The following is an 18,315-nucleotide window of genomic DNA, read 5'->3' on the forward strand; positions in this document are numbered from 1 at the left end:
GGAGAACCCGCGGCCTGATCTTCGGGGGTGGGCGCGCCGACCAGAAAGGGCGGCATCGGCGGAGTCTAGGCGAGTCCGCATCGATGGAACAACGTCCAGCATCGCACCCTGGTTCCGGTCCGGGCGAGTGTCAGCACCGTCACGCCCCGAAGAGCCCCTGTTGTCCCATTCCCGTGCCGTTCCCGGCACTCCCCAGGCCCGCTGCCTGCGGCGGAACCAGTCCGATGTGCGTCCACGCGGCGGGAGTAGCGACCCGGCCACGGGGCGTGCGGGCCAGCAGTCCTTCGCGTACGAGGAAGGGTTCGGCGACCTCCTCGACGGTCTCGCGCTCCTCCCCCACGGCGACCGCGAGGGTGGACAGGCCGACCGGGCCGCCGCCGAAGAGCTTGAGCAGGGCCTCCAGGACGGCGCGGTCGAGGCGGTCGAGACCCCGGCTGTCGACCTCGTACACCCGGAGGGCGGCCTCGGCGATCTCCCGGGTGATCACTCCGTCGGCCTTGACCTGCGCGTAGTCGCGGACCCGGCGCAGGAGGCGGTTGGCGATACGGGGGGTGCCCCGGGAGCGGCCGGCGATCTCGGCGGCACCGTCGGGGTCGATCTCGACGTCGAGGAGGCCGGCGGAGCGGTGGATCACGCGCTGGAGCTCGCCCGGGTCGTAGAACTCCATGTGGGCGGTGAAGCCGAAGCGGTCGCGCAGCGGGGGCGGCAGCAGGCCGGCCCGGGTGGTGGCGCCGACCAGGGTGAAGGGCGGCAGTTCCAGCGGGATGGCGGTGGCGCCGGGGCCCTTGCCGACGATGACGTCGACGCGGAAGTCCTCCATCGCCATGTACAGCATCTCCTCGGCGGGCCGGGACATGCGGTGGATCTCGTCGAGGAAGAGGATCTCGCCCTCCTGGAGGGAGGAGAGGATCGCGGCGAGGTCGCCGGCGTGCTGGATGGCGGGGCCGGAGGTGATGCGGATCGGCGCGTTCATCTCGGCCGCGATGATCATCGAGAGGGTGGTCTTGCCGAGGCCGGGGGCGCCGGAGAGCAGCACGTGGTCGGCGGTGGCGCCGCGCTGGCGGGCCGCCTTGAGGACCAGGTCGAGCTGCTGGCGGACCTTCTCCTGGCCGACGAACTCGCTGAGGTCCTTGGGGCGCAGGGCGGCCTCGACGGCCTGGTCGTCGCCCTCGGCGGCGGCGCCGACGATCCGCGCCTCGGCCTCGGCTGCCTCGGCGGTGGTGTCGTCGTCCCAGTTCACGGTGGATGCCTTCTCGTTCGTACGGTCGGGGTGGCGCCCGGCCCCTCAGGGGGCCGGCCGGGGGTCAGCGGGCGCGGTTGAGGGTCTGCAGCGCGGCGCGGAGCAGCTGCGGGACGGGCGCGCTGCCGGTCTCGGCGAGGGCGGCCTCGGCCTGCGGGGTGACGGCGCTGACGGCCTCCTCCGCCTCACGGCTCGCGTAGCCGAGCCCGATGAGCGCGGCGGACAGCTGCTCGGTCCAGGGCGCGGGTCCGGAGGCGGCGGCGCGCTGGGCGCCGACCATGCCGCTGCTGCCCAGGGGGGCGCCGAGCTTGTCCTTCAGTTCGAGGAGGAGCTTCTGCGCGCCCTTCTTGCCGATGCCGGGGACGGCGGTGAGCGCCTTCTCGTCACCGGTGGAGACGGCGATCCGCAGCGCGTCGGGGCTGTGCACTCCGAGCATCGCCTGGGCGAGGCGGGGGCCGACGCCGCTGGCGGTCTGGAGCAGCTCGAAGACCTGTCGCTCGTCGTCGTCGGCGAAGCCGTAGAGGGTGAGCGAGTCCTCGCGGACGACCAGGGAGGTAGCGAGCCGGGCCTCCTGACCGATCCTCAGGGCGGAGAGGGTGTTCGGCGTGCACTGGACGGCCATGCCCACGCCGCCGACCTCGATCACTGCGGTGCTGGGGGCGAGCGCGGCGACCGGGCCGCTGACAAAGGCGATCATCGGGTTCGGCCTTTCACGGCGGATGCCTGGTGCGGGGTGGTCGCCTGCTGCGGGGCGGATGCCTGCTGCTGGGCGGCCTGGTGTCGGGCGACCGCCTGCTGGAGGCGGTTCTGGGCGACGGCCTGCTGGAGCCGGTTCTGCGCGGGGGCGCGCCAGATGTGGCAGATGGCGAGCGCGAGGGCGTCGGCGGCGTCGGCCGGCTTGGGCGGGGCGGAGAGCCGAAGGAGCCGGGTCACCATGGCCCCGACCTGGGCCTTGTCGGCGCGGCCGCTGCCGGTGACGGCGGCCTTGACCTCGCTGGGGGTGTGCAGGGCGACGGGGATGCCGCGGCGCGAGGCGCACAGCATGGCGACCGCGCTCGCCTGGGCCGTGCCCATCACCGTACGCACGTTGTGCTGGGCGAACACCCGCTCCACGGCGACCAGTTCGGGTTCGAAGCGGTCGAGCCACTCCTCGATGCCGCGCTCGATGCCGACCAGGCGCACGCCGATGTCCGCGTCGGCCGCCGTCCGGACCACGCCCACCCCGAGCATGGTCAGGGGCCGGCCGGCGACGCCCTCGACGACGCCGACACCGCACCGGGTCAGCCCGGGGTCCACCCCGAGAACGCGCACTGTGCCCCTCCCTGGACCGCTGTCGCTCAACTGTTTGTGCAGGCTATCGGGTGGCACTGACAACGCAGCGGGCCGACGGGGGTGTGTCCCCGTCGGCCCGCTGCGGAAGAGCCGTGATCAGGCGTCGACCTTCTCCATGACCTCGTCGCTGACGTCGAAGTTGGCGAAGACGTTCTGCACGTCGTCGCTGTCCTCCAGCGCGTCGATCAGCTTGAACATCTTGCGCGCGCCCTCTTCGTCGAGTTCGACCTGCATGGTCGGGACGAAGCTGGACTCGGCCGAGTCGTAGTCGATGCCGGCGGCCTGGAGAGCGGTACGGACCGCGACCAGGTCGGTGGCCTCGCTGATGATCTCGAAGGACTCACCGAGGTCGTTGACCTCCTCGGCGCCGGCCTCGAGCACCGACTCCAGGACGTCGTCCTCGGACAGCTCGCCCTTGGGGAGCACGACGACGCCCTTGCGGTTGAACAGGTACGAGACCGAGCCCGGGTCGGCCATCGAGCCGCCGTTGCGGGTCATGGCGACGCGGACGTCGGAGGCGGCGCGGTTGCGGTTGTCGGTGAGGCACTCGATGAGCACCGCGACACCGTTCGGGCCGTAACCCTCGTACATGATCGTGGCGTAGTCGACGCCGCCGGCCTCGAGGCCGCCGCCGCGCTTGACCGCGGAGTCGATGTTCTTGTTCGGGACCGAGCTCTTCTTCGCCTTCTGGATGGCGTCGTAGAGCGTCGGGTTACCGTCCGGGTCGGCACCGCCGGTGCGGGCCGCGACCTCGATGTTCTTGATCAGCTTCGCGAAGAGCTTGCCGCGCTTGGCATCGATCACGGCCTTCTTGTGCTTCGTCGTAGCCCATTTAGAGTGGCCGGACATCTGCCTGTCTCCTTCGCGTAACCCTTTACTGAACGAACCCGAGAGATCCTACCGGGATCGGATCAGCTCGCGGCGCGCACCATGTCGACGAAGAGGCCGTGGATGCGGTGGTCCCCCGTGAGCTCGGGGTGGAACGAGGTCGCCAGGGCGTTGCCCTGCCGTACGGCCACGATGTGACCGCCGTGCTCGGCGAGGACCTCGACCTGGGCGCCGACGGACTCGACCCACGGGGCGCGGATGAAGACACCCTCGACGGGCCCGTCCTCGATGCCCGTGACGGTCACGCCCGCCTCGAAGGACTCGTTCTGCCGCCCGAAGGCGTTGCGGCGGACGATCATGTCGATGCCGCCGAAGGTCTCCTGGCCCGAGCGCGGGTCGAGGATCTTGTCGGCGAGCATGATCAGCCCGGCGCAGGTGCCGTAGACGGGCATGCCCGCGGCGATGCGCTCGCGGAGCGGCTCCATGAGACCGAAGAGCACGGCCAGCTTGGAGATGGTGGTGGACTCACCACCGGGGATGACCAGGCCGTCGATCTCGGCGAGCTCCTCGGGGCGCCGGACCGGCCTGGCCACGGCGTCAGCCGCGGCCAGGGCGATCAGGTGCTCCCGTACGTCGCCCTGAAGGGCCAGGACACCAATGACGGGAGAGGGGTTCATCGGTGCTTACCAGCCCCGGTTGGCGTAGCGCTCGGACTCGGGGAGGGTGTCGCAGTTGATGCCGACCATGGCCTCGCCCAGGTTGCGGGAGGCGTCCGCGATGACCTTCGGGTCGTCGAAGAAGGTGGTGGCCTTCACGATGGCGGCGGCGCGCTTGGCCGGGTCGCCGGACTTGAAGATGCCGGAGCCGACGAAGACGCCCTCGGCACCGAGCTGGCGCATGAGCGCGGCGTCGGCGGGGGTGGCGACACCACCGGCGGAGAACAGCACGACCGGCAGCTTGCCGAGCTCGGCGACCTCCTTGACGAGCTCGTACGGGGCGCGCAGCTCCTTGGCGGCGGCGAAGAGCTCGTTGTTGTCGAAGCCGCGCAGCTTGGCGATCTCGTTCTTGATCTGGCGCAGGTGACGGACGGCCTCGACGACGTTGCCGGTGCCGGCCTCGCCCTTGGAGCGGATCATGGCCGCGCCCTCGGCGATGCGGCGCAGGGCCTCGCCCAGGTTGGTGGCACCACAGACGAAGGGGGTCGTGAAGGCCCACTTGTCGGAGTGGTTGACCTCGTCGGCCGGGGTCAGGACCTCGGACTCGTCGATGTAGTCGACGCCGAGGGACTGCAGGACCTGGGCCTCGACGAAGTGACCGATGCGGGACTTGGCCATGACCGGGATGGAGACCGCGCCGATGATCTCTTCGATCATGTTCGGGTCGGACATACGGGCCACGCCGCCGTCCTTGCGGATGTCCGCGGGGACCCGCTCGAGGGCCATGACGGCCACGGCGCCGGCGTCCTCGGCGATCTTCGCCTGCTCGGCGTTGACCACGTCCATGATCACGCCGCCCTTGAGCTGCTCGGCCATGCCGCGCTTGACGCGGGCCGTGCCGGTCTCGGGGGACTGGAAGGTGGTGGAAGGCGTGGTGGACACGGATACCTCACTCGTGACAACGGGGGTTGACGACAAGACGAGGAAACAGGCCACATGGGGTCCACATCAAGGGCCAATGTGGACCCGGTGGATCGTTTTCCCAGGTGACGTGGGGTCAGGCGGGTCGATCGGCAAGGGCCACAGGCGGCTCGTCGTCCATTTCGAAGGCCAGCGGGAAGGGCGCGTGGCCTGCGAGGCGGAACCAGCGGACCTTGCGGTGGCGGCGCAGGGCGCGGGCGGCCCGTACGGCGTCGTTGTGGAAGCGGCGCGCCATCGGCACCCGGCGGACGGCCGCGGCCAGCTCCTCCGCGGCTTCCGGGCCGCCGGGCGCCTCCCGTACGAGCTCCACCTGCTCGGGCTCGCCGAAGACGGCCCGCAGCGCCTGGCTGAGCTCGCTCTCGGCGACCTCGCGGTGGTCCTCCTCGGCCTGTCGGGCGGCGTGCGCGGCCTCGTACAGCACGATCGAGGCGGCGGGGTCGAGGACGCCGGAGGTCGCCAGCTCCTGGGTGACCGAGGCCCGGCGCAGGAGCTGGGCGTCGAGGGCGGCGCGGGCTGCGTCGATTCGGGAGTGCAGCCGGTCGAGCCGCCCGGCGGTCCAGCTGAGATAGACGCCGATGAGGATCAGCGCGACGACGGTCCAGATCAGGGTTTCGGTCACGGGCGCACAGGCTACCGGGGCGGTGGCAGCGTCCCTGCCCAAAGGTCACGGTCGTGGGCGAAGAGGACACGGGCGGGACGGCCGTCGGCGAGCTCGGCGAGCCGGTCGAGCCAGGGGCGGTACGGGGTGCCGAACTCGGCCGCGAAGTCGTACGCCTGGCCCGCGAGGACCGTCACGCGGTCGCCGTGGTCGAGGAACAGCGACTGGTGCCCCTCCGTGTGGCCCGGGGTGGGGACGAGAAGCACGCCGGGCGCGATCTCGTGCTCGCCGTCGAGCTCCTCGTACCGCACACCGGGGAGGAGCGAGTCGATGGTGTGGCCGCCGGCGCGGGCGGTGGCGAGCTCGACGCGCTGGACGAGGACCGGGGTGCCGGGGAAGCGCTGGTTGCCGCCTATGTGGTCGAAGTGGAGGTGGCAGTTGACCACGAGGTCCACGTCGTCGGGCCCTGGGAGCAGGGGGTGGCGGACCGGCCGGTAGTGGGCGTCCGTCTCCGGGGACCCGGTCCCGATGCCGGTGTCGAAGAGCAGGCTCCCGCGCGGGTGGCGTACGAGGTACGCGAGCACGGGCTCCACGCGTGCGTGGGGCCCGCCCCACTCGGCGGCGGGGCGGGTGAGGTGTCCGAGGTCGAGGCGGGTGACGCGGATCATGGCCACAGCCTGCCCGGGAGGCGTCGGGGCAATCCCGCAAGCAGGCGGGCGGCAGCGGCCTCCCGTGCCGGGACCGGGAGGCGCCTGTGCGGCCCGGCGTCAGCCGCCCGTGCCGGGGCCCCGGAGGCGAGCGCGCAGGGGGACCGGAGGCGCCCCGCGGAGGGGCGCCCCCGTACCTACCGGCAACGGCTCCCAGTGGCCTACAGGCCCAGCCGGGCCCTCAGGCCGCCGACCCGTTCGTCCGTGTCCACCGCCGCCGCGCCGTCCGTGACCGTTTCGTAGACCGCGAGGATGTCCGCGCCGACCGTGCTCCAGTCGAAGCGCCGGACGTGCGACGAGCCCCGGGCGCTCAGTTCCGCGCGGCGCGTCTCGTCGCCCAGAAGCCGGATCGCCGCGCCCGCGAGCGCGTCCGCGTCCTCGTTGGCGAAGAGCTCGCCCGCGCCGCCCTGGTCGAGGACCTGGGCGAAGGCGTCGAGGTTGGCGGCGAGGACCGGCGCGCCCGCCGACATCGCCTCGACGAGGATGATGCCGAAGCTCTCGCCGCCGGTGTTGGGCGCCACGTACACGTCGACGCTGCGCAGCAGCCGCGCCTTGTCCTCGTCGCTGACCATGCCGAGGAACTCCACCCGGGAGCGCATCTCGGGCGGCAGCGAGGCCACCGCCTCCTCCTCGTCCCCGCGCCCGGCGACCAGGAGCCGCGCCCCGGGCCGCTCGGTGAGGATGCGGGGCAGGGCGCGCATGAGGACGGGCAGGCCCTTCCTCGGCTCGTCGATCCGCCCGATGAAGCCGAGCGTCTCGCCCTGCCACTCCTTCTTCGGCTCGGCGCGGGCGAAGAAGTCCACGTCGACGCCGTTGGGGATGAGGACGGCGTCGCCGCCGAGGTGCTCGACGAGGGTCCGTCGCGCGTACTCGCTGACCGCGATGCGGGCGCTGATCTTCTCCAGGGCGGGCTGGAGGATCGGGTACGCGGCGATCATCGCCCGCGAGCGCGGGTTCGACGTGTGGAAGGTGGCCACGATCGGCCCCGACGCCGCCCAGCAGGTCAGCAGTCCCAGCGACGGCGAGGCCGGCTCGTGGATGTGGACGACGTCGAAGGTGCCGTCGTGCAGCCAGCGGCGTACCCGGGCGGCTGAGAGGAAGCCGAAGTTGAGCCGGGCCACCGAGCCGTTGTACGGGACGGGCACGGCCCGGCCGGCCGAGACCACGTACGGCGGGAGCGGTGTCTCCTCGTCGGCGGGGGCGAGGACGGAGACCTCGTGCCCGAGCCGGATGAGGTGCTCGGCGAGGTCGCGGATGTGGAACTGGACGCCGCCCGGCACGTCCCAGGAGTACGGGCAGACGATCCCGATCCTCACGCGGTCCGCTCCCCTTCCCGGTCCGGGCTCCGCGGAGCCTCGGGACGTTCTTCGAGGTCGGCGAGCCACAGTCGTTGCAGCATGTGCCAGTCCTCCGGGTGGTCCGCGATGCCGGCGGCGAAGACGTCGGCCAGTGCCTGGGTCGTGGCGGCCGTCCGCTCGGTCCGGGTACCCGACTCGGGTACGTCGACGGGCGGGTGGATCTGCCCCCTCATGACGGCCGTGTCGTCGTACCAGAGCGTCACCGGCAGCAGCAGCGCGCCCGTCTGCTGCGCGAGGATCGCCGGTCCCGCCGGCATCCGCGCCGTGTCGCCGAAGAAGGTGACCTCGACCCCGGAAGCCGACAGATCGCGGTCGGCGACCAGGCAGACCAGGCCGCCGGCCCGGAGCCGCCGCGCGAGCGTCCCGAAGGCGGAGCCCCCGGTGTGCGGGAGGACCTCCATGCCGAGGGACTCTCGGTAGGCGACGAAGCGGTCGTACAGCGTCTCCGGCTTGAGCCGCTCGGCGACCGTCGTGAACGGCACGCCGAGCGCGCGGGTCACCCACACGCCCGCGAGGTCCCAGTTGGCCAGGTGCGGCAGCGCGATGATGACACCGCGCCCGGAGGCGACCCCTTCGAGCAGGTGGTGGGCGCCCTTGATGTCGACGTCGTTCTCGACCCGCTCCTTGCTCCAGGTCGGCAGCCGGAAGGACTCCATCCAGTACCGCATGTACGAGCGCATGCCGGCCTTGGACAGCTCGGCGAGACGCTCGGGCGTGGCGTCGGGCACCACGCGCGCGAGGTTGGACTCCAGCCGCAGGACGCTCTTGCCGCGCCGCTTCCAGGTGAAGTCGGCGATCCGTCGGCCGAGGCCGGTCGCCACCGGTTCCGGCAGTTTCTTCACGGTCGACCAGCCGAGGCCGTAGACCCCGTCGGTCAGCTTGTCCTTCAGTGCGCTCACGTGGTCGCCTCGCTCCCCCTGGCCGCGGCGTCCGCCTCGGCCGACTCGCGTCGTACCGTCACCACTCGCTGACCCAAAGTCACTGCACTGCCGACCGCCACGATCCACAGGGCGATCGGGAGCAGCACCTGGACGCCGGGCACGCCGAAGGCGTGCAGTCCGGAGAGACCGGCGGCGACCAGCGAGATCACGAGGCGCTCGGCGCGCTCGATCAGACCGTTGACGGCGACCGGCAGGCCAATCGATTCGCCACGGGCCTTGGTGTACGACACGACCTGGCCGCTCGCGAGGCAGAAGATGGCGACGGCGCACAGCACGTTGTCGTCACCCTTGCCCGCGTACCAGAGCGCGAAGCCGCCGAAGATCGCGCCGTCCGCGACCCGGTCGAGCGTCGAGTCGAGGAAGGCCCCCCAGCGGCTGGAGATCCCCGCCTGCCGGGCCATGTTGCCGTCGACGAGGTCGGAGAAGACGAAGAGGGTGATGACGATCGTGCCCCAGAAGAATTCTCCCCGGGGGAAGAAGACCAGCGCACCGGCCATCACTCCCGCGGTGCCGATGAGCGTGACCGCGTCCGGGCTGACGCCCCGGCGGAGCAGAAACGCGGCGAACGGTGTGAGGACACGCGTGAAAAAGGCACGCGCGTACTTGTTCAGCATGGCCTTCCCGAGGTTCGGTGGGCCGCGCGGCCCCTATGACCACCGGCTCACCCATCGTAGCCACGCGCGCGCCGCCACCGTGGCGGGCACCCGTCCCCGCCGCGTCGCCGCCCTCCCGCGGGCCGGTCCGTGTACGACGTATGGACGCGCCCCGAAGCCGGTGCAAAGCTCGAAGGACCACCGCGGGCACGCGCAGGAGCCGCACCGCGACACGCCACTCCCCCGCGACACCCGTCGTACCGCCGCACCGTGCGAGCAGTCGGGAGGAACACATCATGGGTGACAAGGCGAACACGGCCCCCGGAGCCGCCGGCAGGGCTTTGACGGCCGACCGGCCCGCGTCCGTACGGAACGTGGTGCTGGTCGGCCACAGCGGATCCGGCAAGACGACCCTCGTCGAGGCGCTCGCCCAGGCCACCGGGGCGGTCAACCGGGCAGGGCGCGTCGAGGACGGCGGGACGGTCTCGGACTACGACGAGATCGAGCACCGCCAGCAGCGCTCCGTACAGCTCTCCCTCGTCCCGGTCGGCTGGGACGGATTCAAGATCAATCTTCTCGACACCCCCGGGTACGCCGACTTCGTCGGGGAGCTGAGGGCCGGTCTGCGGGCAGCGGACGCGGCCCTCTTCGTCGTCTCGGCCGCGCAGGAGGCCGATGCCGTCGCCGGATCCACCCGCATGGTCTGGGAGGAGTGCGCCGCGGTCGGCATGCCCCGCGCCATCGTCGTCACCCATCTCGACACGGCCCGCACGGACTTCACCGAGCTCACCGCCGTCTGCGCCGACCTCTTCGGGCACGACGACCCCGACGCCGTCCTCCCCCTCTACCTGCCCGTGCGCGGCACCGAGGGCGCCGACGGCCACGCGCCGGCGACGGGACTCGTCGGTCTGCTCTCGGAGCGGATCCTCGACTACTCGACGGGCGTACGGCGCGAGGAGGAGCCCGACGAGAGCCAGCGGGAGCTGATCGCGGAGGCCCGGGCCCGGCTCATCGAGGGGATCATCGCCGAGAGCGAGGACGAGACCCTCATGGACCGCTACCTCGGCGGCGAGGAGATCGATGTGAAGACGCTCGTCGACGACCTGGAGAAGGCCGTCGCACGGGGCAGCTTCCATCCGGTCCTCGCGGCGGCCCCCGCCTCCGACGGCGGGACGCAGGGCCTCGGCACCCTCGAACTCCTCGAACTGATCACGGGCGGCTTCCCCTCCCCCCTGGAGCACGAGCCGCCCGCCGTCACCACACCCGACGGGCAGGCCCGGCCGCCGGTCACCTGCGACCCCGACGGCCCCCTGGTCGCCGAGGTCGTCAAGACCGCCGCAGACCCCTATGTCGGCCGGATCTCCCTGGTGCGGGTCTTCTCCGGGACCCTGCGCCCCGACGAGACCGTGCACGTCTCCGGCCACGGCCTGGCCGACCGGGGCCACGAGGACCATGACGTCGACGAGCGGATCGGCGGCCTCACCTCGCCCTTCGGCAAGCAGCAGCGGCCCATGGCGCACTGCGTCGCCGGGGACCTCGCCTGTGTGGCCCGGCTCGGCCGCGCCGAGACCGGCGACACGATCTCCGCGAAGAGCGATCCGCTCCTCATGGAGCCGTGGAGCATGCCGGAGCCGCTGCTGCCGCTCGCCGTCGAGGCGCACAGCAAGGCCGACGAGGACCGGCTCTCACAGGGCCTCGCCCGGCTGGTGGCCGAGGACCCGACCATGCGCCTCGAACAGAACCAGGACACCCGCCAGGTGGTGCTGTGGTGCCTGGGCGAGGCCCACCAGGACGTCGTCCTTGAGCGGCTCCGGGGGCGGTACGGGGTCCAGGTCGACGCCGTGCCGTACAAGGTGTCGCTGCGCGAGACCTTCGGCGGCGCCTCGGCCGGCCGGGGTCGGCACGTCAAGCAGTCCGGCGGCCACGGCCAGTTCGCGATCTGCGAGATCGACGTGGAGCCGCTGCCGGCGGGCAGCGGCATCGAGTTCGTCGACAAGGTGGTCGGCGGTGCGGTCCCCCGCCAGTTCGTCGCCTCCGTGGAGAAGGGGATACGGGCCCAGGCCGCCCGGGGCGTCGCCGCCGGCTACCCGCTCGTCGACGTCCGGGTCACCCTCCGGGACGGCAAGGCCCACTCGGTCGACTCGTCCGACGCCGCTTTCCAGACGGCCGGGGCGCTCGCGCTGCGCGAGGCGGCCGCCGACGTCCCCGTCCATCTCCTGGAGCCGGTCGCCGAGGTCCAGGTCCTCGTCCCCGACGAGTACGTCGGCCCGGTCATGAGCGATCTGTCGGGGCGGCGCGGCCGGGTCGTCGGCACCGAGCAGGCGGGGCCGGGACGGACCGTGGTCAGGGCGGAGGTGCCGGAGATCGAGATCAGCCGGTACGCGATCGACCTGCGCTCCGTCTCGCACGGCACGGGCCGCTTCGACCGCACGTACGCCCGGCACGAGCCGATGCCCCCGCACCTCGCGGACAAGATCCGCGAACAGGCCTGAAAGGGAGCTTGTCTGACGGAGCGACAGCGGTGGACGTCCGCCCGGCACGCGCCGGGCGGACGTCATTCGGCCGTCGATATCCACAGGCCGTGACGCATCAGGCAGTACCCGGTTACGCTGTGGTGCCCAGCTCAGAAGGTGTGCGGGGCGCGGCAGTTGGGAACAGCCCGCACAGGTGATCGCGGCGATGGGGGCGACAGTGGCTTTCGACGGATTCGGACCCGGGGCTCAAGTCCCCCTCATGGGCTCGGACGGGCAGACGGGGGCGACCCAGGCCCTCGCCTCGGCCGCGTACCGGGACAGCCCGCTCTCGACGATCCAGGAGGCGGACAACGACCTCTACAAGACGACGGTCAAGGAAGGGAGATGGGGACTCTTCCGGCCCGACCTCGGCGAGGCCTTCTCCCGCGCCGTCCAGGTCCGGGTCCTCGGCGGCGCCCGCAAGGCGCTCATCCAGTCCTTCGGCGCCGACCCGCAGCCGGTCGTCGAGCACTGCCTCGCGGCCACGCACATCCGCAGGCAGCGCGACATCAAGCTGACCCTGGTCACCTTCGTCTGCGGGGTGCTCTTCCTGCCCGGCCTCCTGTTGTGGCTCGGCGTCATCCAGCTCCGCCGCCTCGCGGCCGGCTCCGAGAACAGGCGCGCGGGCGCCGCCGGCACCGCCCTCCTGCTCGGGGCGGGCCTCGTCGCGGCGATCGTCCTGATCAAGCTGCCCTTCGACGGCATCCTGCCCAACTACCTGCGCGCGATGATCGTCGCTCCGGTCCTGGGCTGGTTCCTCGCGCGCCGGATCTGCGAGAGGTACGCGGTCGACCTGCGCGAGCGCTGGACGGGGCTGCTCAGCGGCGGCGGCGTCGGTCCCCACGTCCCCAAGTCCGCCCCGCAGGACCCGGGCGAGAAGTCCGCGGAGGAGCTCCGGGTCAATCTGGAGAAGCTCTCCGCCGAGCAGCAGTCCAACATCGTCTTCTACGCGGGCGCCAAGGGCGTCCTCGGTCTCGGCACCCGCTGGGGCAGCTGGACGCTCGCCGAGGAGCTCGTCCCCCAGGCAGGCCGGGAGATCCACGCCTTCCGCGCCTGGGACGTCATACGGAAGATCCACGACGAGCTCACGCTCCTGGAGCGCGGCTCCCTCAAGACGGGCTTCCCCAAGCCGACCGTCAAGCACTGGATCATCTCGCCGGTCGGCGAGGGTGCCGACGAGGTCACCCGCCCCGAGGGCGACAGCATCGTGCACTACCAGGTCAAGCCGCACGAGATACAGCGCATCTGCAACGACCAGCAGTTCGGCGCGGGCAACCGCCACTACCTCGGGGTGCAGTTCACGCTCTGGGACGGGAACCTCGTCCTCACGATGATGGTGACCGTCACCTCGCTCCTCCACACCCTGCGGATCGAGGTCACCGGCCACGCGCTCGGGCCCGTGCACGGTCTCTTCACGACGAAGCCGAAGGCGAAGACCAAGGAGGTCTCCAAGACCGTCCGCTTCTGGGAGACGCGGGAGATCCAGCAGCCTCTCCTGGAGACCGACGACATCGTCCGGCTGGCCGTGCGCGCCCCGCTGACCTGGTATCCGCCGGTCCTGGAGTTCCTCGGCGGCAAGATGGTCCTGCCCGAGCCCTTCGGGCTCCGGCACGTCTGGGCCGGCCCGCTCTGGAAGAACCGCTTCATGGCCGACGACGCGATCCGGATGGCCACGCCGGTACTGCGGGCCGTCCACGCCGCGACCGTCAAGATGCTCGACGACCACGGTGTGGACACGGAGCGCTTCACCAACCGCTCGATGTTCCTCGGTGGCGCCGTCCAGGACCCGGGGCCGAAGAAGGCCGACGTCTACGACGCCTGACCCGGGTCGCCGGGCCAGGCGTCACCGGGTCACCGGGTCACCGGGTCACACGCACGTACGTACGGATCAGATGGTGGCCGGCCAGGCGTCGGCCAGCATCTTCCGGGTGTCCGCGAGCAGCTGCGGAAGCACCTTGGTGTGCCCGACGACCGGCATGAAGTTGGTGTCGCCGCCCCAGCGCGGCACCACGTGCTGGTGCAGGTGCGCGGCGATCCCGGCGCCCGCGACAGCGCCCTGGTTCATGCCGATGTTGAAGCCGTGCGCCCCCGACGCCGTCCGCAGCGCGACCATGGCGCGCTTGGTCAGGTCGGCGAGCTCCGCCGTCTCCGCCGCGTCCAGGTCCGTGTAGTCGGCGACGTGCCGGTAGGGGACGACCATGAGGTGGCCGCCGTTGTACGGGTAGAGGTTGAGGACCGCGTACACGCTCTCGCCGCGGGCGATCACCAGCCCGTCCTCGTCGGACTTCGACGGAATCGAGCAGAACGGACAGCCGTCGTCGGCCCCAGGTCCGGTCGGCTTGTTCTCGCCCTGGATGTACGCCATCCGGTGAGGCGTCCACAGTCGCTGGAACGCGTCCCGCGTCCCGACTCCGATCTGCTGCTCCGGCTCAGTCGTCATGCTGTGCAGCATATTGCGTCGCCCGTTCGGAACGTGTCGCCGGGGCGGAAGATCCATGCAGCCGCCATGCTGATCCGATGGACGCGAGGCCGGAGAAGCAGGAGCGCTGGGACCGTCGCATGGAGGCACCGCTCGCGGTGGCATCCCTGCTCTTCCTCGCCGGGTACACGGTGCGGGTGCTCGCCCACGGCATGGACCGGGTCTGGCTGGACCTCTGCCTGGCGGTCACGCTCGGGGCGTGGGGCGTCTTCATCGTCGACTACGTGGTGCGGTTCCGGCTCAGCGGCCTCGGTCCACTGCGCTTCGTCCGCGCGCATCTCCTGGGCACGATCGTGCTGCTGCTGCCGCTGCTGCGGCCGCTGCAGATGGTGAAGATCTACGATGGGATCCAGCGCCGCCGCCGCGGCAAGCCGCGCCTGACCCTCTACGCCCGCGTGATGGCCTACTCCAGCCTCACGGTCACCCTGCTCGGTTTCGCGGGCGCGCTCGCCGTCTACCAGCACGAGCGCGGCGCCTCGGGGGCCACGATCCGCACCTTCGGCGACGCCCTCTGGTGGGCCGCCGAGACGCTGACGACGGTGGGGTACGGCGACGTCACCCCGGTGACCACGATCGGCCGGTTCATCGCGGTGGGCATGATGGCGTGCGGAGTCGCCCTGATCGGGGCCGTCACGGGTTCGTTCTCGTCCTGGCTGATCCAGACGTTCACGCGGGAGGACGAGGAGAGGCCCCCGGGTGGTACCCCGGGGGCCTCCTGAGCCCGTGCGATCGGCGGGTCAGACCTGGACGCGGTCCTCGACGATCTTGGCGATCTTGGCGATGGCCTCGTCGACGGGGATGCCGTTCTCCTGCGATCCGTCGCGGTAGCGGAAGGAGACGGCGCCGGCGGCCATGTCCTCGTCACCCGCGATGATCATGAACGGGACCTTCTGCTTCTGCGCGTTCCGGATCTTCTTCTGCATCCGGTCCGAGGAGGAGTCGACGTCCACGCGCAGGCCCTGCTTCTTCGCCTTGGCCGCGAACTCGTGCAGGTAGTCGACGTGCGCGTCGCCGATCGGGATACCGATCGCCTGCACCGGCGCCAGCCACGGCGGCATCGCACCCGCGTAGTGCTCCAGGAGCACCGCGAAGAAGCGCTCGATCGAGCCGAACAGCGCGCGGTGGATCATGACCGGGCGCTGCTTGGTGCCGTCCGGGGAGGTGTACTCCAGGTCGAAGCGCTCCGGCAGGTTGAAGTCGAGCTGCACGGTCGACATCTGCCAGGTACGGCCGATGGCGTCCCGCGCCTGCACCGAGATCTTCGGGCCGTAGAACGCGGCGCCGCCCGGGTCGGGGGTCAGCGGGAGGCCCTGCTTCTCGGCGACCTGCTGGAGGACCGCGGTGGCCTCCTCCCACACCTCGTCGGAGCCGACGAACTTCTCCGGGTCCTTGGTGGACAGCTCCAGGTAGAAGTCGTTCAGGCCGTAGTCGCGGAGCAGGTTGAGGACGAAGGTGAGGGTCTTGTCCAGCTCCTCCGCCATCTGCTCGCGGGTGCAGTAGATGTGCGCGTCGTCCTGGGTGAAGCCCCGGGCGCGGGTCAGACCGTGCACGACGCCGGACTTCTCGTACCGGTACACGGTGCCGAACTCGAACAGGCGCAGCGGCAGCTCACGGTAGGAGCGCCCGCGCGCGTCGAAGATCAGGTTGTGCATCGGGCAGTTCATGGGCTTGAGGTAGTAGTCCACGCCCTCGTCGAGCTGCATGGGCGGGTACATGCCCTCGGCGTACCAGTCCAGGTGGCCCGACTTCTCGAACAGCTTGCCCTTGGTGGCGTGCGGCGAGTAGACGAACTCGTAGCCCTCCTCCTCGTGGCGCTTGCGCGAGTAGTCCTCCATGACCCGGCGGATGATGCCGCCCTTGGGGTGGAAGACCGCGAGGCCGGAGCCGATCTCGTCCGGGACGGAGAAGAGGTCCAGCTCGTTGCCGAGCTTGCGGTGGTCGCGCTTCTCGGCCTCGGCCAGGAAGTCGAGGTGGGCCTTCAGCTCGTCCTTCGACGGCCAGGCGGTGCCGTAGATGCGCTGGAGCATCGGGTTCTTCTCGCTGCCGCGCCAGTAGGCGGCGGCGTTGCGCATGAGCTTGAACGCCGGGATGTTCCGGGTGGTCGGCAGGTGCGGACCACGGCAGAGGTCCTTCCAGCACAGCTCGCCGGTCTTGGCGTCGAGGTTGTCGTAGATGCTCAGCTCGCCACCGCCGACCTCGACGTTGGCGCCGTCGTCGGTGGACGCGGAGCCCTTGATCCCGATGAGCTCGAGCTTGTACGGCTCGTCCGCGAGCTCCTCGCGAGCGGCCTCGTCGGTCACCACACGGCGGGAGAAGCGCTGGCCGCGCTTCTGGATCTCCTGCATCTTCTTCTCGATGACCTTGAGGTCCTCGGGAGTGAAGGGCTTCTCGACGTCGAAGTCGTAGTAGAAGCCGTCCCGGACCGGCGGGCCGATGCCCAGCTTGGCCTCGGGGAAGAGCTCCTGCACGGCCTGGGCCATGACGTGCGCGGTGGAGTGGCGCAGGATGTCGAGACCGTCCGGGGAGGAGATCTCGACGCCCTCGACGACATCGCCCTCGGCGAGCTCGTACGAGAGGTCCTTCAGCTCGCCACCGACGCGGGCGGCGATGACGGTGCGGTCGTCGGCGAAGAGGGCACCGGCGGTGGTGCCCGCGCTCACCGCCCTCTCCTCTGCCTCCGAGGCGGACTGGACGGTCACACGGACTTCAGACACTGGTGTTCTTCTTCCATTGGGGCGCAGGCAGGCACGAGGTGCCGGCGCCGACGGTGCGCGGCAGAGACGAGGTGCCGCGTCGCCGCCGATCTTACCGATCCGACCGGCCCGCCCGCGAAACGGTTTCCGCCGCCCGCACCCCGCCCGGCGCTCCGGACCGGTCCCGCCCGGCCCCGCCCCTCAGTCCTCGTCCGGGCCGCAGGCCTCCTCGAAGTAGTCGAGGTTCTCGTGGAGCGACTTCATCAGCCGGTCCCGTTCCGCCTCGTCGACCTGGACGGGGACGACCCCGGAGGCGTCGGTGAGCCGCCGGAAGCCGCCCCGGCTCTCCAGGCGGCCCACGACCCGGATGGGCAGCCCGACGAGATGGGCGTGGACGGCGGTGCGGTACGCCTCCTCGCCGAGGGTGACGCGGACGTGCGGGACCTCCGCCCCGCCGAGCACCCGCAGCCGGACGGTGCCGTCGCCGCGCGGCCCCGACCGCCGCATGCGGACGACGGCTCCGGTGATGCGGACGGGCACGGAGGGCTCGTCGGTCAGGTAGCGGGCGCTCGCCTCGCGCAGGGCGGGCAGGTCGCCGGGCGAGAACTCGACGGGTTCGGGGCGGGCCGCGCATCCCTCGGGCGCTCCGGCGGCCGGGGCCCATTCGAGGGCGACCCTGGCTCCCTCGGTGCCTCGGACCAGGGCGATGAGGGCATCGGTGAGTTCGCGGCTGACGCCCGCCTCGACCGCGGCGTCGAAGGCCTCCATGCCGCCGGTGGCCCGCTGGTAGTCGGTGGCCTCCCGGGCCGCGTAGAGCGCGTGGTAGAGCCGGACGGCGATGGGACGGCCCGGGGCGACGGGCAGGAAGGCGGTCAGGCCGCGTCCGCCGGGGGCGGCTCCCACGACGACGGTCTCCAGGGAGGCCTGGGCGGGCCTGCGGTGGCGGGCGCCGTGGTAGCCGGCCCGTCCGCGCACGGCGAGGGCGCCCGCGAGGAGCAGCTGGCGGGCCGCCGACCTGAGCTGCTCCTGCACCGTCCAGGGGACCGTGCCCGCCGGGCCCGGTGGGACGTCGCGCCACCAGCGGATCTCGTCGCTGGGGACGGAGAGGCCGGTGAGGACCTCGCGCGCCGAGGGCGTACCGCTGTGGGCGAGGGCGTCGAGGGCCTCGCCGAGCAGGTCCTCGCAGTCCGGGAAGGCCCGGCTCTCCGGGACGAGCAGGCTCGTGCCGCCGCCGGTACCGCTGCCGGGCGGGGTCCAGCGGCTGTAGCGTCCGGCGGCCCCGCCGCGCCGTCGCCAGCCGTGGCGGGCGAGGAGGGCGCCGAGGACGCGCGGGTCGACCCGGCCGGGGTCGGGTGCGCCGTGGGCGTCGGCCCACGGCCCGGCGGGAGGGGCGGGG

General features: G+C 71.7%; 17 protein-coding genes. 3 read left to right on the forward strand and 14 right to left on the reverse strand.

What is annotated here, in order from left to right:
- Positions 1-139: 139 nt before the first annotated feature.
- The 11 genes from ruvB to pgsA form a co-directional block, all read right to left on the reverse strand.
- On the reverse strand, positions 140-1,240 hold the full coding sequence (ruvB, locus tag SGA01_RS37710) for a Holliday junction branch migration DNA helicase RuvB (RefSeq protein WP_141302698.1): 1,101 nt from the start codon (positions 1,238-1,240) through the stop codon (positions 140-142).
- A 64-nt stretch (positions 1,241-1,304) separates the two neighbouring features.
- Positions 1,305-1,937, reverse strand: coding sequence for a Holliday junction branch migration protein RuvA (gene ruvA / locus SGA01_RS37715; RefSeq protein ID WP_055644546.1), 633 nt, complete (start codon positions 1,935-1,937; stop codon positions 1,305-1,307).
- A complete protein-coding gene (gene ruvC / locus SGA01_RS37720) occupies positions 1,934-2,551 on the reverse strand; it encodes a crossover junction endodeoxyribonuclease RuvC (protein ID WP_229918037.1) in 618 nt (205 codons plus the stop codon). Before ruvC ends, ruvA begins: the two co-directional genes overlap by 4 nt.
- 117 nt (positions 2,552-2,668) lie before the next feature.
- Positions 2,669-3,421: a YebC/PmpR family DNA-binding transcriptional regulator gene (locus tag SGA01_RS37725; protein ID WP_024758564.1), complete on the reverse strand. Its 753-nt coding sequence runs from the start codon at positions 3,419-3,421 to the stop codon at positions 2,669-2,671.
- A gap of 62 nt (positions 3,422-3,483) precedes the next feature.
- Positions 3,484-4,077, reverse strand: coding sequence for a pyridoxal 5'-phosphate synthase glutaminase subunit PdxT (gene pdxT / locus SGA01_RS37730; protein WP_141302699.1), 594 nt, complete (start codon positions 4,075-4,077; stop codon positions 3,484-3,486).
- Between the two features lie 6 nt (positions 4,078-4,083).
- Complete coding sequence (pdxS, locus tag SGA01_RS37735; protein ID WP_055644543.1) at positions 4,084-4,998, reverse strand: pyridoxal 5'-phosphate synthase lyase subunit PdxS; 915 nt, start codon at positions 4,996-4,998, stop codon at positions 4,084-4,086.
- A 115-nt stretch (positions 4,999-5,113) separates the two neighbouring features.
- Positions 5,114-5,656, reverse strand: coding sequence for a hypothetical protein (locus tag SGA01_RS37740; protein WP_055644542.1), 543 nt, complete (start codon positions 5,654-5,656; stop codon positions 5,114-5,116).
- Positions 5,657-5,667: 11 nt separating this feature from the next.
- Positions 5,668-6,303 (reverse strand): N-acyl homoserine lactonase family protein, encoded by a 636-nt coding sequence (locus SGA01_RS37745; RefSeq protein WP_174867676.1) that lies wholly within the window; start codon positions 6,301-6,303, stop codon positions 5,668-5,670.
- 200 nt (positions 6,304-6,503) lie between these two features.
- Positions 6,504-7,658 carry a glycosyltransferase family 4 protein gene (locus SGA01_RS37750; RefSeq protein ID WP_141302701.1) on the reverse strand — a complete coding sequence of 385 codons (1,155 nt, stop codon included), beginning with the start codon at positions 7,656-7,658 and terminating at the stop codon, positions 6,504-6,506.
- On the reverse strand, positions 7,655-8,599 hold the full coding sequence (locus SGA01_RS37755; protein WP_141302702.1) for a phosphatidylinositol mannoside acyltransferase: 945 nt from the start codon (positions 8,597-8,599) through the stop codon (positions 7,655-7,657). Before SGA01_RS37755 ends, SGA01_RS37750 begins: the two co-directional genes overlap by 4 nt.
- Positions 8,596-9,255, reverse strand: a complete 660-nt coding sequence (gene pgsA / locus SGA01_RS37760) for a phosphatidylinositol phosphate synthase (RefSeq protein WP_055644538.1) — start codon at positions 9,253-9,255, stop codon at positions 8,596-8,598. The genes SGA01_RS37755 and pgsA overlap by 4 nt, the downstream gene beginning before the upstream one ends.
- Positions 9,256-9,530: 275 nt before the next feature.
- On the opposite strand from pgsA, the gene SGA01_RS37765 reads away from it, so the two are divergent.
- Together SGA01_RS37765 and SGA01_RS37770 are read left to right on the forward strand one after the other, a co-directional pair.
- On the forward strand, positions 9,531-11,726 hold the full coding sequence (locus SGA01_RS37765) for an elongation factor G-like protein EF-G2 (RefSeq protein WP_141302703.1): 2,196 nt from the start codon (positions 9,531-9,533) through the stop codon (positions 11,724-11,726).
- 187 nt (positions 11,727-11,913) lie between these two features.
- Positions 11,914-13,569 (forward strand): AbeC-like domain-containing protein, encoded by a 1,656-nt coding sequence (locus SGA01_RS37770; protein ID WP_141302704.1) that lies wholly within the window; start codon positions 11,914-11,916, stop codon positions 13,567-13,569.
- A gap of 66 nt (positions 13,570-13,635) precedes the next feature.
- Here SGA01_RS37770 and SGA01_RS37775 read toward each other — a convergent pair whose 3' ends face one another.
- Positions 13,636-14,199 carry an HIT family protein gene (locus tag SGA01_RS37775; protein ID WP_055644536.1) on the reverse strand — a complete coding sequence of 188 codons (564 nt, stop codon included), beginning with the start codon at positions 14,197-14,199 and terminating at the stop codon, positions 13,636-13,638.
- 65 nt (positions 14,200-14,264) lie between these two features.
- Here SGA01_RS37775 and SGA01_RS37780 point away from each other — a divergent pair, with 65 nt between their 5' ends.
- The gene (locus SGA01_RS37780) at positions 14,265-14,945 is read left to right on the forward strand and encodes a potassium channel family protein (RefSeq protein ID WP_141302705.1); all 681 of its coding nucleotides are present in this window, start codon (positions 14,265-14,267) and stop codon (positions 14,943-14,945) included.
- 18 nt (positions 14,946-14,963) lie between these two features.
- On the opposite strand, the gene thrS is transcribed toward SGA01_RS37780, so the two are convergent.
- Together thrS and SGA01_RS37790 are read right to left on the reverse strand one after the other, a co-directional pair.
- The gene (gene thrS, locus SGA01_RS37785) at positions 14,964-16,940 is read right to left on the reverse strand and encodes a threonine--tRNA ligase (RefSeq protein ID WP_141302706.1); all 1,977 of its coding nucleotides are present in this window, start codon (positions 16,938-16,940) and stop codon (positions 14,964-14,966) included.
- A 180-nt stretch (positions 16,941-17,120) separates the two neighbouring features.
- The coding region (locus SGA01_RS37790; protein WP_141302707.1) for a hypothetical protein at positions 17,121-18,315 on the reverse strand (1,195 nt) is incomplete at its 5' end.

The organism is Streptomyces gardneri (genome assembly GCF_006539185.1).
Taxonomy (GTDB): Bacteria; Actinomycetota; Actinomycetes; order Streptomycetales; family Streptomycetaceae; genus Streptomyces; species Streptomyces gardneri.

Bases quoted from the DNA above. Each gene is read 5' to 3' on its own strand.
- ruvA (WP_055644546.1), bottom strand. From the start codon at position 1,937: ATGATCGCCTTTGTCAGCGGCCCGGTCGCCGCGCTCGCCCCCAGCACC.
- SGA01_RS37725 (WP_024758564.1), bottom strand. From the start codon at position 3,421: ATGTCCGGCCACTCTAAATGGGCTACGACGAAGCACAAGAAGGCCGTG.
- pdxT (WP_141302699.1), bottom strand. From the start codon at position 4,077: ATGAACCCCTCTCCCGTCATTGGTGTCCTGGCCCTTCAGGGCGACGTA.
- SGA01_RS37745 (WP_174867676.1), bottom strand. From the start codon at position 6,303: ATGATCCGCGTCACCCGCCTCGACCTCGGACACCTCACCCGCCCCGCC.
- pgsA (WP_055644538.1), bottom strand. From the start codon at position 9,255: ATGCTGAACAAGTACGCGCGTGCCTTTTTCACGCGTGTCCTCACACCG.
- SGA01_RS37765 (WP_141302703.1), top strand. From the start codon at position 9,531: ATGGGTGACAAGGCGAACACGGCCCCCGGAGCCGCCGGCAGGGCTTTG.
- SGA01_RS37770 (WP_141302704.1), top strand. From the start codon at position 11,914: ATGGGGGCGACAGTGGCTTTCGACGGATTCGGACCCGGGGCTCAAGTC.
- SGA01_RS37775 (WP_055644536.1), bottom strand. From the start codon at position 14,199: ATGCTGCACAGCATGACGACTGAGCCGGAGCAGCAGATCGGAGTCGGG.
- SGA01_RS37780 (WP_141302705.1), top strand. From the start codon at position 14,265: ATGGACGCGAGGCCGGAGAAGCAGGAGCGCTGGGACCGTCGCATGGAG.